We start from the raw sequence: 12939 nt of genomic DNA, 5'->3' as shown, positions 1-12939 counted from the left end.
GCGGCGCGCCCGACACATTATCGATTGAGGTCCGGCCCATGGCCAACCATACGTTTTCCTGTCTCGACGGCCACACCTGCGGCAATCCCGTCCGCCTCGTGTCGGGCGGTGGTCCGCTTCTCAAGGGCGAGACCATGCTGGAGAAGCGCGCGCATTTCCTGGCCGAGTTCGACTGGATTCGCACCGGGCTGATGTTCGAGCCGCGCGGCCATGACATGATGTCGGGCTCGATCCTCTATCCGCCGACGCGTCCCGATTGCGACGTGGCCGTGCTCTTCATCGAGACCTCCGGGTGCCTGCCCATGTGCGGCCATGGCACGATCGGCACGATCACCATGGCGATCGAGAACGGGCTGATCCAGCCGCGCGAGCCCGGCAAGCTCTCCATCGACGCGCCCGCCGGCAAGGTGGATATCACCTACCGCCAGGAAGGCCGCTTCGTGGAGGAGGTGCGCCTCACCAACGTGCCGGGCTTCCTCTATGCCGAAGGGCTCACGGCCGAGGTCGAGGGGCTGGGCGAGATCGTGGTGGATGTCGCCTATGGCGGCAATTTCTACGCCATCGTCGAGCCGCAGACGAATTTCCGGGACATGGCCGATTTTACGGCCGGCGAGCTGGTCGGCTTCTCGCCCAAGCTGCGCGCCGCGCTCAACGCCAAGTATGAGTTCGTCCATCCCGAGCACCCGGAAATTCAGGGCCTCAGCCATATCCAGTGGACGGGCGTGCCGACGGTCGAGGGCGCGCACGCGCGCAACGCCGTGTTCTATGGCGAAAAGGCGATCGACCGCTCACCGTGCGGCACCGGCACCTCGGCCCGCATGGCGCAACTCGCGGCCAAGGGCAAGCTTCAGGTCGGCGACGAGTTCGTCCACGAATCCATCATCGGCTCGCTCTTCAAGGGCCGCGTCGAGGCGGCGGTGAGCGTGGCGAACCGTCCGGCCATCATTCCGTCCATCGCCGGCTGGGCGCGCCAGACGGGCATCAACACGATCTTCATCGACGACCGCGACCCGTTCGCGCATGGCTTCGTGGTGAAATGAGCGGCGCGGCCCTCGCCATCCTGGACGGCCGGGCGGATGGCACGATCCTGGCGCTCTCCGAGCCCCTAAGCTTTTGGGGCGGGGTGGACCCGGCGACGGGCCGCATCATCGACGTCCATCATCCCGCCCATGGCGCCTCAGTGTCTGGCGCGGTCCTGATGATGCCGACCAGCCGGGGCTCCTGCACCGGCTCCGGCGTGCTTCTCGATCTCGTGCTGGAAGGGCGCGCCCCGGCGGCGCTGGTGTTCTCCGGGTCGGAGGACGTGCTGACGCTGGGCGCGCTGGTGGCGGGCGAACTGTTCGGCCGATCGCTACCGGTGTTCCGCCTGTCCGAGGCCAATTTCGCGGCTCTCGCGAAAGCCTCGTGCGCGCGGCTCGGACCGGAGGGCATCGAGGCCGAGGGGCTTCGCCTTGCGGTCGAGCCTTTGTCCGCCGCGGACCTCACCCTCAGCGACCATGACCGATCCTGCTTGGCGGGCGAGCGGGGCGAGGCGGCGCGGCAGGCCATGCGCATTCTCTGCGCGGTGGCGCGCCAGCAGGGGGCCGAGGCGCTCACGAATGTCTCGCGCGCCCATATCGACGGCTGCATCTATGCCAGCCCCGCCAACCTGACCTTTGCCGAAAAGATGGAAGCGCTTGGCGCGCGCGTTGCCATCCCCACCACGATGAACGCCATTTCGGTGGACCGCGAGAACTGGCAGCGGCAGGGCGTGCCCGATGCCTTCGGCTTGCCCGCCGCGCGCCTCGCCGACGCCTATGTGCGCATGGGGGCTAGAGCGAGCTTCACCTGCGCGCCCTATCTGCTGCCCGATGCGCCGGAGGAGGGCGAGGCCATCGGCTGGTCGGAATCCAACGCCGTGATCTATGCCAACTCGGTGCTCGGCGCGCGCACGGCCAAGCACCCGGACTTTCTCGATCTCTGCATCGCGCTGACCGGCCGCGCGCCACTCTCAGGGGTCTACCTCCGCGAGCATCGCCGCGCCCGCCGGGTTCTCCATGTGGACGCGCCGGATGGGGCGGGCGGGGCATTCTGGCCCGTGGTCGGCTATCTCGCGGGGCTCGCCTCGCCCGACCGCATTCCCCTCCTGACGGGCCTTGCATCTCTTGCGCCGACGCCGGACGATCTGAAGGCGCTTTGCGCCGCCTTCGGCACGACATCCGCCGCGCCCATGCTGCATGTGGAAGGCGTGACGCCCGAGGCCGAGGGTGCCGCGCTGCCCGAAGCCGATCACCTCACCATCACCCGCGCCGATCTGGCGACAGCCTGGGAGCGCCTGAATGGCGGCCCGGCCACAATCGATCTCGTCGCGCTCGGCAGCCCTCATGCTTCGATCAATGAGTGCCGCACCTTGGCCGAAGCGCTGGACGGGCGGCAGCGCGCGGACGGTGTGTCGGTGATCGTCACGGCCGGGCGCGACACGATCGCGGCCGCCCGCGCCGACGGCACGCTGGCGCGGCTCGCATCGAGCGGCGTCGAGGTCCTGCCCGATCTCTGCTGGTGCTCGATTTCGCGGCCGGTCTTTCCCGAGCGGGCGAAAGTGGTGCTGACGGATTCCGGCAAATACGCCCATTACGGGCCGGGCCTGTCGGGCTGCACCGTCCGACTCGGCACGTTGCAAGACTGCGTCGAAGCCGCGCTGACCGGCCGCGCCCTGCCGCGCCTGCCGGCTTGGTTGAATTGAGGGGAGCGAAGCGATGCGCAGCATCAAGACGGTTCACGTCATCTCGGCCCATGCCGAAGGAGAGGTCGGCGACGTGATCGTCGGCGGCGTCGCGCCTCCGCCGGGCGACACGCTCTGGGCGCAGAGCCGCTTCATCGCCAGCGACAACAGCTTGCGCAATTTCGTGCTGAACGAGCCGCGCGGCGGCGTCTTCCGCCATGTGAACTTGCTCGTTCCCCCGAAGAACCCTGAGGCGGATGCCGCCTTCATCATCATGGAGCCGGAGGACACGCCGCCCATGTCGGGCTCCAACTCGATCTGCGTGGCGACCGTGCTGCTCGACGGCGGCATCATTCCCATGACCGAGCCCGAAACGCGCCTGTTGCTGGAAGCGCCGGGCGGGCTCGTCCCCGTGCGCGCCGAGTGCCGGGACGGCAAGGCGCAGCGCATTTTCGTGGAAAACCTGCCGAGCTTCGCCGACAAGCTGGACGCTTCGCTCGACGTGCCGGGCCTTGGGCCCCTCCGCGTCGATACCGCCTATGGCGGCGACAGTTTCGTGATCGTGGATGCCGAAGCGCTGGGCTTCAAGCTGGTGCCCGAAGAGGCGCATGAGATCGCGCGGCTCGGCGTGCGCATCACAAAGGCCGCCGACGAACAGCTCGGCTTCCACCACCCGGAGAACCCGGACTGGCGGCATTTCTCCTTCTGCCTCTTTGCCGGGCGCGTGGAGCGGACGGCGGAGGGCCTGCGCGCGGGCGCGGCGGTCGCCATCCGACCCGGAAAGGTGGATCGCTCGCCCACCGGCACCGCCCTCTCGGCCCGCATGGCCGTGCTCCACGCGCGTGGAGAGATGACGGAAGCGGACAGCCTCACGGCGGTCTCACTGATCGGCTCCACCTTTACGGGCCGCATTCTGGGTCCGGCACAAGTGGGTGGGCGTCCCGCCATCCGGCCGGAGATTTCCGGGCGCGGCTGGATCACGGGCATCCACCAGCACATGCTCGACCCCGCCGACCCCTGGCCGGAAGGCTATCGCCTGACGGATACGTGGGGCGCGCGCTAGGCGCTTCGCCGCCCCGACTCATCCCGCGCGCCAAGGATCGCGGGCAGACTGGTTTCCACCCAGTCCACCAGATCGCGAACGCGACGAGCGGCCTGTGCGCCCAGATCCGTCAGCGAATATTCGACATGCGGGGGCACCGTGTCGAAGGACGTGCGGCGCACCAGGCCGTCGCCTTCCAGCGCCTTCAGGGTCTGGGCCAGCATCCGCTCGCTCACGCCGTCGATCCGGCGGCGCAGCGTGCTGAAGCGGAACGTGCCTTCTTCCAGAACGATCAGAATCAGAACGCCCCATTGGCTGGTGAGATGACGGAGCACCGCGCGGGAAGGGCAGGCGGCGGCCAGGACATCGCCGCGCCTGATCCTGTCGGACAGGGTGGAGCCGGCCTCGGAGGAAATTTCCATACGAACCTTTTTGTGCGTACTTATCTTTCGTAAGCATCCTGTTTAGGTCTTGGCGATCGATCCAGCAAGGAGATTGATCGTGAGCATTGCCATCACCGGCGCCACCGGCGCGCTCGGACGCCTCGTCCTTCAAGACCTCGCCGCCCGCCGCCCGAACGAGACGGTGCTCGCCCTCGCGCGCTCGCCCGAGACGCTGACAGAGGCCGGCATCGAGGCGCGCCGCTTCGACTATAGCGACCCGCCGACGCTGGCCCCGGCGCTGGCGGGCGTGTCCACGCTGCTGCTGATTTCCTCGAGCGAAGTCGGCCAGCGCGAGGCGCAGCACCGCGCGGTGATCGCGGCGGCCAAGGCGGCCGGTGTCGGGCATATCGTCTATACGAGCCTGCTCCATGCCGACCGCTCTTCCCTGTCGCTGGCGGGCGAGCATCTGGCGACGGAAGCGGCGCTGCGGGACTCCGGCCTCCCGCACACGATCCTACGCAATGGCTGGTACACCGAAAACTACATGGCCTCCGTGCCCCCGGCGCTGGCGCATGGCGCCTTCATCGGCAGTGCGGGCGAGGGGCGCATTTCCTCGGCGGCGCGGCGGGATTATGCCGAGGCGGCGGCCGTGGTGCTGACCGAGAGCGGCCACCAGGGAAAGGTCTATGAACTCGCCGGCGACGAAGCCTATACGCTCAGCGACCTCGCGGCCGAGCTGTCCCGCCAGTCGGGGCGCAGCATTCCCTATATCGACATGCCGGAGGCCGATTACGCCGGCGCCCTGACCGGCGCGGGGCTGCCTGCCGCGATGGCAGAGGCTTTCGCGAGCTACGACGCCAAGGCGGCAGAGGGTGCGCTGTTCGACGATGGGCGCGCGCTGTCGCGCCTGATCGGCCGCCCGACCACGCCGCTCTCCGCCAGCGTGGCGGAATCGTTGCGACAGGCTGCGTGATATCAATCGCGGCGCGGGGCGACATCCTCGCGCCGCGCCCACCGCGAAGGGTTTCACGTGAAACAGCGCGGCGACGGATCGCCGCAGACAGGGGGCTCCGTTCTTCGGCTTCGATCCAGCGGTGCTCATATCGCCTCTTTGGTAAGGTTGGCGAAGTTTCAGCTCCGCCACGTCCTGTCTGCATGGCAGGCTTGCAGTTTTCGGGGTCGTCAAGGCGGCGGCGCCATGGTGTCGCTGAGAGACGCGAACCCTATCAGGCGGCATTTCATGGACCTTTCCGTTCCCTCCTCCGTGCGGGAGGGCGGCGCGGCGGCTTCTCCCGCGCCGCGCGCGGGCCTGACGCTCGCCGCCCTTTCGCTCGGCTCCTTCACCATCGGCTGCGGCGAGTTCGGCATCATGGGCCTTCTGCCCAACATGGCCGACGATCTCCAAGTCACCATCCCGCAGGCCGGGCTTCTCGTGACGGGCTATGCGCTGGGCGTCGTCTTCGGCGCGCCGCTGCTCGCCGTCCTCACCTCGCGCTGGGAGCGCCGGCGGGCGCTGATCCTCCTGTCGATGGTCTTCGTGATCGGCAATCTCGCCTGCGCGCTCAGCCCGACCTATGGCCTGCTCATGGCCGCGCGCGTCTTCACGGCGCTGGCGCATGGCACGTTCTTCGGCATCGGCGCGGTGCTGGCCACCGAGATCGCCCGGCCGGGGCGCGAGGCGCAGGCCATCGCCATGATGTTCGTCGGCATGACGCTCGCCAATGTCTTCGGCGTGCCGCTCGGCACCTTCATCGGCCAGGAATATGGCTGGCGCGCGCCCTTCTTCATTGTGACGGCGCTGGCTCTTCTCACCTCGCTGGCGCTCTTTCTCTTCGCCCCGCAAAGCCATCCGCGCTCCGGTGTGCGCTTCAAGGACGAGCTGCGCGCGCTCGGCCGGGGGCCGGTGCTTATGGCCATGAGCCTCAGTGTGCTCGCCTCCAGCGCGCTGTTCACGCTCTACACCTATATCTCGCCGCTTCTCTCGGAGGTGACGGGCATCACGCCCGAGCGCGTGCCCTATCTCCTCCTGATCTTCGGCGTCGGCATGACCTTCGGCAATGTCATCGGCGCGCGGCTGGGCGACTGGAAGCTGATGCCTGCCATTATCGGCATGTTCGCCGCCATGAGCCTCGTTCTCGTCGCCATGCATTTCTGGGCGGCCGACACGGTGCCCATGCTGACGCTGCTTCTGATCTGGGGCGCACTGGTCTTCGGGCTGGCCTCGCCCATCCAGATGCGGATCGTCGCGACGGCGAAGGGCGCGCGCAATCTCGCCTCCACCGTGAACCAGAGCGCCTTCAACCTCGGCAACGCGTTCGGCGCCTGGATCGGGGCCATGCTGATCGCCTACGGCATCTCCTACGCCATGCTGCCGGTGGCCTCGGCCATTCTGGCCGGCCTCGCGTGCCTCATCGCGATCATCAGCCACCGCGCCGACAAGCGCGGGACCATGGAGGCTTGAGCCTCCATCGCTTGGCCGGCTGAGAGATCAGCCGGCCAAGGGCGGGAGCAAAGGGGCGGCCGCTCTCGTTGCGCCGGGGTCATCCCTCGAACGGAGAGACCCGGCATGGCCGTCCAGATACCGCTTGGCGAGGAAGCGCGCGCGCCCGAACGAGTGCTGGCGAACGACGTGCGCGAGGTGCGCCCCGACCTCGCCTATCTCAGAACCATCCTCGTCAATGTCGCCTTTGTCGGCCTGCCCGAGGCGGGCGACCGAGCCTGGGTGCTGATCGATTGCGGCATCATCGGCACCAAGGGGCACATCAAGGAGGCCGCCGCCGCGCGCTTCGGGGAAGGGGCGCGGCCCGCCGCCATCCTCCAGACCCACGGGCATTTCGACCATATCGGTGCGCTGGAGGATCTGGCCGCCGAATGGGACGCGCCGGTCTTCGCCCATCCGCTCGAAGCGCCGTTCCTGACCGGGCGCGAAAGCTATCCGCCGTCGGATACGAGCGCCGATGGCGGGATCATGCCGAAGCTCGCGCCGCTCTTCCCGCGCTCGCCAGTCGATATCTCCCGCCATCTTCGTTTGTTGCCGGATGATGGCAGCGTGCCCCCTCTGCCGGGCTGGCGCTGGCTCCATACGCCGGGTCATACGCCCGGCCATGTCTCGCTGTTTCGCGACGAGGACGGGACGTTGATCGCGGGCGATGCCGTGATCTCGACGGGGCAGGAATCGGCCTATGAGGTGGCGGTGCAGGCGCTCGAGATGCACGGGCCGCCGCGCTACTTCACGCCGGACTGGACGGCCGCGCGGGACTCGGTGCGCAAGATCGCGGCGCTGCGGCCGGAGCTGATCGTCACCGGCCATGGGCGAGCGCTGGCAGGGGCTGCGATGCGCGAGGCGCTGGACCAACTGGCCGATCGGTTCGACGCGATCGCGCCGCCCGAGGCGCGGCGAACGGCCCTTTGACGCCTGACGCGCGCATGAAAAAAGGGCCGCCCGGACGGGCGGCCCTTTGGGATCGAAGCAGCGGGCGAAATCGCCCGTCCAAGGCCAAGACTTGGGCTTAGCCAGCGCGGAGCGGCGAGATGGAGATTTCGACGCGGCGGTTCTGGGCGCGGCCCGCTTCCGTCTGGTTGGAGGCGACCGGGCGCGACATGCCGTAGCCCTGCACGTTCAGGCGGCGCGGGTTGACGCCCTGGCTCTGGAGGAACTGCGCGACCGAGCCGGCGCGGCGCTGCGACAGGGCGAAATTGTAGCTCTGATTGCCGACATTGTCGGTGTTGCCGGCCACATCCACGATCGACTGATCATACTTGTTGAGCACGATCGCGACCGACTGGAGGGTCGGGTAGAACTGCGAGCGCACCTGATCCTGGTTCGTGTCGAAGGTGATGTTGGAGGGCATGTTGAGGATGATCTGGTCGCCATTGCGCGTGACCGAGACGCCGGTGCCCTGGAGCTGGGCGCGCAGGTCCGCCTCCTGGCGGTCCATATAGGCGCCGATGCCGCCGCCGCCGATGGCGCCGATGCCGGCGCCGATCAGTGCGGCGCGGCCGGGATCGGTGCCCGTCGCGCGGCCGACGAGGTAGCCGCCGAGCGCGCCGGCGCCCGCGCCGATGCCCAGACCCCCGGCCGTGTTGGAGAGCTTCTGCTCGCCGGTATAGGGATCGGTGGTGCAGCCGGCGAGGAGGGAGCCGGCGGCGAGCACGAGGAGAAGCTTCTTCATGGAAATTCCAGCCTTCCGATGGTCGGGGCCATTCTACGGGCGCCCGTCAGGATCGTTCGGAATGCGCTAGAAAACAGTCTGGGCTTGATTGGGGCTGACGCTCCGGTTTTTCCACAGGCGTGGCCGAAGCGTCACAGGCTCCATCAAGCGAGTTTTGCGCGAGGGGATGGGGGCGAAACGGGCGCGGAGACCTTCGGCCCGGAGAAGATCACGGCATTGCCGGCCAGCGTCAGCGCGAGGCCGATCAGGCTCGTCAGCGTCCAATGATAGGACTCGAAGACGCTGGAGAGCGTCAGCGCGACGATCGGAAACAGGACCGTGGCATAGGCCGCCCGCGCCGAGCCGATGCGCGCGACCAGCATGAGATAGGTCGTGAAGCCGATCACGGAACCGATCACAGCGAGATAGGCCAGCGCCGCGACATAGCGGCCGCTTGGGGGGGCGATGAGCGGAGTGCCCGTCAGAGCCACGAGGGCAAGCAGGATCAGCGCGCCATAGGTCATGCCCCAGGCATTAGCGGTGACCGGGGCAAGGCCCGCGGCGCTGTTTCGCCGCGACACCATATTGCCGAAGGAGAAGAACAGCGTGCCGAGCGCGGCGAGGCCGACGCCCTTCAGCGTCTCGGCATCGAAGCTCACGAAAATGTCCGGCCCGAACAGAACGAGAAGGCCGGATGCGCCGAGACCCGCCGCGAGCAACGCACGGGGCGTGATCGGGTCACCGAAGAAGAGCCGCGCGTTCACGGCGTTATAGACCGTCGCCAGCGAGAAGATCACCGAGATCAGCCCCGAGGGCACGTAAGCCGCCGCCTTGTAGAAGCAGAGGAAATTGCAGCTGAAGAGGCAGAGCGCCTGGAGGAGGACGAAGGGCTGATCGCGCCGCTTGGGGATCGTCAGCCTGCGCATGGCGGCCAAGACGGCCAGAAGGATGAGCCCGGCCAGCGCGAAGCGATAGAAGACGGAGACCGGCACGGGCACCGGCCCGACCTGAAAGGCGATGGCGATCAAGGTCGTGCCCCAGATCAGGACGGTGGAGAGAAAAAGCGCGGCGTTCATGGTGCGTCTCCGGTCGCAAAGAATGGGAGCGTCCCAAGGAGCCGCGTGGTTCGCAGGGCGGGTTGGCGGGTGCGGGGGGCGCCTGCCACGCGGCGAAACTGGCCGCCCGCGTCATCAGGCTGGAACCGGTTCCGCACGCAGCCCATGCCTGCCCGTTCGTGTAGGACGGCACGGCCCTGCTCGGCCCCGGCTCAACCTCGCCGCCACCGCCCACCCTTGTCCGTTCACACGGGGGCGACCGTTCGGCGCTCTCATTCGCCATCTCCTTACGCGCTCCGCACTCGACGCTCTTGCCGTTTCTTGCGGTGGAACGAGCTTGCGAAGACCCGCTGCTCGCGCGCAAGATCGGCGCTAAAGCCCCTTCAGGAGGGGATCGCCCGGACACTTTCCATGCCGCTCTCCGCCCCGCCTTCCGTGTTCGACGCGCTTTCGGCCTCGCCCAGCGCCCGCGCGACGCATCGGCTGCGATCTGGACCAATGCGCGCGACCGCGTGCGCTACGAGCGGCCGCAGGGGCATACGATCAGCCTCTATCTGCGGGGCGGCGAGGGGACGCGCCGTCTCGGCCGTCAGATGGCAAGTGGTCGGCCAGGCGCGGTCTGCGTCCTGCCGCAGGGCCATTCCTCGGAATGGGAGATTTCCGACACGTTCGAATTCGTCCATCTCTATCTGCCGGACGCGGAGGCGCGCCGCTACTTTGCCGAAGCGTTCGAGCGCGATGCGCGGCTGATGGTTCTGCCGGAGGCGACCTTTTCCGACCAGCCGCGTCTGGCACTGGCCATGGAGCGTCTGGCAGGCGCGGTCCGCTCTGGCGAATCTCTGGCGGCCGAGGAAGCGATGGGCGAAGCGCTGGGCCTCTGCCTGTCGGCCGGTGTGGGGGCGCGACCGTGTTTGAAAGGCGGCCTCGCACCGCATCTCCGCCGGCGCGTTATCGATCATGTCGAGGCGGGGCTGGAGGACGCGCTGCGACTGGACGATCTGGCCGACGCGGCCGGGCTCAGCGCCTTCCACTTCCAGCGCATGTTCCGCGAAAGCTTCGGCGTTTCACCCCATTCCTATGTTCGCCGGCGGCGGGTGGAGCGGGCGCTGCACCTCCTTGCGGGCGCGGGCGCGATCGCCGAGATCGCCTTCGCCTGCGGCTTCACCAGCCAGAGCCAACTGACGCGTGTCTTCAAGGCCGAGACGGGCTTGACGCCCGCCTGTTATCGCGCGGCAGCCAAAGCCTGATGAACAGAATGATCAGTCGAAGATCGGGACATGGGGCGCGGCATCGCGCGGCAGCGCGCCGTTGAGGCGTGGATCGTCGGCGATCTCCAGGCTCTGGCCGATGGGGACGAAGCCGCTGCGCTGGTAGAAGGCGAGGGCGCGGGGGTGGTCGATCGTGTTCGTGTGCAGCCAGAGACGCTGCACAGACCGGGCAAAGGCGGTCTCGATCGCGTGGTTCATCAGCGCGCGCGCCGCGCCCGTTCCCTGCTGGCTCTCGGAGACACCGAAATATTTGATCTCGCAGCTTTCCGGCTCGGAAAAGTCGAGTTCCAGAAGGCCCTCGTCTTCGCCCGCCACACGCCAGGAGAAGATCGCTGTCGCCGGGTTCTGGAGCACGGCATCGAGTTCGGCTTGGCTCATATAGAGGCGCGAGAACCAGAGATGCGGGGCGCCGACCTTGCGGTAAAGGGCGAGATAGGTGTCGGCATCGGGCTGCGTCCAGGGGACGATCTCGCCCATCAGCGCTTCAGGTGTGGGCCGCAAGGGCGGCCGCTGCCGCATCTCGAGCGAGGTCGCGATGGCGGCGATCTTGCCGCGTCCGATCTCGTGAAACCGTTCCATGCCTGTGGCGCTCCCTCGACTGCGGCTCGATGAGCGCAGGTCGCACAGGCTGACAGCGCCGACAAGCCCAAAGCGGGTCAGATGAACAGGAAGGCCAGAACCAGATAGATCGCCTGAAGCGCAACCACGAACACGGCACTCAGCAGAAAGGCTTCGCCCCAACTGTCCGACACGAGGAAGATGGCCGGCAGTCCGACGGCGAGCGCCAGAAGGAAGCGGCGAAGAAACAGGCTGACATGCCAAGGCGAGCGCTCCAGCGGCTCGCCCTCGGCCAGGGGGTCGCGCGGCCGCGCCTCACCCTGCTTCGCTTGGGATCCGAGTTTCGGCGTCGAGGCGGCCGATCCGAGGACATGGGGTCTATCGTCCAGACGGGGTGACATGCTCTTCGGCTCGCTTCACGAGAAAGAAAGACGGATTGGAACGCAGCGCCACGGAATCATAGCGATCGGTCCTTTGCTAATCGTAAGTGTAACTTGCAGAAATGAAGCCGCGCCTTCAAGTTGAAAGTCCAAAAGGTCGCAGGCCGCCGGCTCGGCGATCGGCATGCGAAACAGGCGGCGTATGAGCGTGAAGGGCGAAAGGAGCGCTCAGCTTTCCGAAAAGGACGCGAGCAATGTCACGACGTCCGCTTGTCGCTTGGTTCCGGTTTTGATGAAAACGGATTTGACCTGCGTGCGGACGGTTTCGTAGCCGACGCCGATGCGCCGGGCCGCCGCTTTCAGGCCACGCCCTTCCTGCAGGACGATCACGAGCCGAAGCTCCGCCATGGTCAACTGGTAACGGTCGCCGAACGCGCGCAGCTTTCGAGCAAATCCCTCATCGATTTGAAACGTTTCAAAGGTCTTTCGATGTTCAACCTTGCGACGGGTGAAGGCAACCCTCTGTTCATCGTTGGGGGCGGCATCCATTATGGCGTCCTTACATATGTAACTATCGGAAAAGACCTATAACATGTTGTGCACGCCGGAGGTGAATGCGTCGTCACCCAATCGGGTGAAATGTTGTTCATGGTTGAGCTTTGAGTTTTCTCTACGTTCCGGAATTCAACCATAGGCTTATGATCAGCGTTAGTTCGGCCTGTCGTTGTGTTCCCGTCTTGGCGAAAACAGCCTTGAGTTGGCTACGCGCGGTCTCATAGCCGATACCCAACGCCTTGGCCGCTACGGGAAGAGGAGCGCCATCCCGCAAAGCTTCCGCCAAACGCAGTTCGGAGGGCGTCAGGTGGAAGTGCGCCCCGAACGAGGAAAGATCAGGAGCACAATTTCGTGATGTGGCCCGGAAGGTCAAGACGGCCGTCTCCGCCGAAGAAAACCTCAGGAATGCTTTCCGGCCACGGGTTGCCGCTACGAAAACCTGATAGGGAAACTGATTGTTCGGTCTGCGGATCGTCAAGCTGGTGTCGGGCGAGGCCAAGCCATGGAGCGGCATCGTGACCCGATGAACAGCCTGGCGAAACGCGATGGCGTCTTTCGGGTCCGTCGGCTCGATATGGCCCTGACGGGACCTCAATCCATCCTCGCGGCGCAGCACCTCCTCGGCCAGCGCATTGGCATCGCGGAGCTTCATCGCGCGGTCGAGCGTGAGCACCGCCACCCTTTGGATTTCGAGAGCCTGATGAGCCAGCGCGAGTTCCGCTTGCGCCTCGCCGAGGCGCTCGGCTGTGCGAATGGCCGAGAGTACGCTGCGCGACAGGCGGTGGAAGCGCCGCTGCTCATCCAAACCATAGGCTCGCGAGCGCTGGCCCCGGTTCAACCAAAGGG

At 67.0% G+C, this 12939-nt stretch carries 14 protein-coding genes; 7 read left to right on the top strand and 7 right to left on the bottom strand.

Features of this window, described 5'->3' with window-relative positions; all coding sequences use genetic code 11:
• Positions 1-38: 38 nt before the first annotated feature.
• The 3 genes from AUL36_RS08445 to AUL36_RS08435 are packed head-to-tail and all read left to right on the top strand — an operon-like array spanning position 39 to position 3764.
• The gene (locus tag AUL36_RS08445; protein ID WP_062219741.1) at positions 39-1040 is read left to right on the top strand and encodes a 4-hydroxyproline epimerase; all 1002 of its coding nucleotides are present in this window, start codon (positions 39-41) and stop codon (positions 1038-1040) included.
• On the top strand, positions 1037-2722 hold the full coding sequence (lhpI, locus tag AUL36_RS08440) for a cis-3-hydroxy-L-proline dehydratase (protein WP_062219739.1): 1686 nt from the start codon (positions 1037-1039) through the stop codon (positions 2720-2722). Before AUL36_RS08445 ends, lhpI begins: the two co-directional genes overlap by 4 nt.
• Positions 2723-2735: 13 nt before the next feature.
• A complete protein-coding gene (locus AUL36_RS08435; protein WP_062219738.1) occupies positions 2736-3764 on the top strand; it encodes a trans-3-hydroxy-L-proline dehydratase in 1029 nt (342 codons plus the stop codon).
• On the opposite strand, the gene AUL36_RS08430 is transcribed toward AUL36_RS08435, so the two are convergent.
• The gene (locus AUL36_RS08430; RefSeq protein WP_062219736.1) at positions 3761-4165 is read right to left on the bottom strand and encodes a winged helix-turn-helix transcriptional regulator; all 405 of its coding nucleotides are present in this window, start codon (positions 4163-4165) and stop codon (positions 3761-3763) included. The genes AUL36_RS08435 and AUL36_RS08430 overlap by 4 nt on opposite strands.
• Positions 4166-4238: 73 nt before the next feature.
• Here AUL36_RS08430 and AUL36_RS08425 point away from each other — a divergent pair, with 73 nt between their 5' ends.
• From AUL36_RS08425 to AUL36_RS08415, 3 genes are all read left to right on the top strand, one after another.
• A complete protein-coding gene (locus tag AUL36_RS08425; RefSeq protein WP_202814745.1) occupies positions 4239-5099 on the top strand; it encodes an SDR family oxidoreductase in 861 nt (286 codons plus the stop codon).
• Between the two features lie 267 nt (positions 5100-5366).
• A complete protein-coding gene (locus tag AUL36_RS08420) occupies positions 5367-6587 on the top strand; it encodes an MFS transporter (RefSeq protein ID WP_082655720.1) in 1221 nt (406 codons plus the stop codon).
• Between the two features lie 105 nt (positions 6588-6692).
• Positions 6693-7538, top strand: coding sequence for an MBL fold metallo-hydrolase (locus tag AUL36_RS08415; protein ID WP_062219734.1), 846 nt, complete (start codon positions 6693-6695; stop codon positions 7536-7538).
• A gap of 97 nt (positions 7539-7635) precedes the next feature.
• Here AUL36_RS08415 and AUL36_RS08410 read toward each other — a convergent pair whose 3' ends face one another.
• Positions 7636-8298 (bottom strand): OmpA family protein, encoded by a 663-nt coding sequence (locus AUL36_RS08410; protein ID WP_058598861.1) that lies wholly within the window; start codon positions 8296-8298, stop codon positions 7636-7638.
• Positions 8299-8441: 143 nt separating this feature from the next.
• A complete protein-coding gene (locus AUL36_RS08405) occupies positions 8442-9353 on the bottom strand; it encodes a DMT family transporter (RefSeq protein WP_062219733.1) in 912 nt (303 codons plus the stop codon).
• Between the two features lie 290 nt (positions 9354-9643).
• Here AUL36_RS08405 and AUL36_RS08400 point away from each other — a divergent pair, with 290 nt between their 5' ends.
• Positions 9644-10579 carry an AraC family transcriptional regulator gene (locus tag AUL36_RS08400; protein ID WP_244497076.1) on the top strand — a complete coding sequence of 312 codons (936 nt, stop codon included), beginning with the start codon at positions 9644-9646 and terminating at the stop codon, positions 10577-10579.
• A 12-nt stretch (positions 10580-10591) separates the two neighbouring features.
• Here AUL36_RS08400 and AUL36_RS08395 read toward each other — a convergent pair whose 3' ends face one another.
• The 4 genes from AUL36_RS08395 to AUL36_RS08380 form a co-directional block, all read right to left on the bottom strand.
• Positions 10592-11179: a GNAT family N-acetyltransferase gene (locus AUL36_RS08395; protein ID WP_062219731.1), complete on the bottom strand. Its 588-nt coding sequence runs from the start codon at positions 11177-11179 to the stop codon at positions 10592-10594.
• Between the two features lie 77 nt (positions 11180-11256).
• On the bottom strand, positions 11257-11559 hold the full coding sequence (locus AUL36_RS08390) for a hypothetical protein (protein WP_062219729.1): 303 nt from the start codon (positions 11557-11559) through the stop codon (positions 11257-11259).
• A gap of 207 nt (positions 11560-11766) precedes the next feature.
• A complete protein-coding gene (locus AUL36_RS08385; protein ID WP_058636910.1) occupies positions 11767-12087 on the bottom strand; it encodes a helix-turn-helix transcriptional regulator in 321 nt (106 codons plus the stop codon).
• A gap of 121 nt (positions 12088-12208) precedes the next feature.
• Complete coding sequence (locus AUL36_RS08380; RefSeq protein ID WP_156418313.1) at positions 12209-12766, bottom strand: helix-turn-helix transcriptional regulator; 558 nt, start codon at positions 12764-12766, stop codon at positions 12209-12211.
• Positions 12767-12939 lie beyond the last annotated feature (173 nt).

Source organism: Aureimonas sp. D3 (assembly GCF_001463805.1).
Lineage (GTDB): Bacteria > Pseudomonadota > Alphaproteobacteria > Rhizobiales > Rhizobiaceae > Aureimonas > Aureimonas ureilytica_A.
The sequence above is the reverse complement of the archived record's forward strand: the minus strand, read 5'-3'. Positions and strand labels throughout refer to the sequence as shown.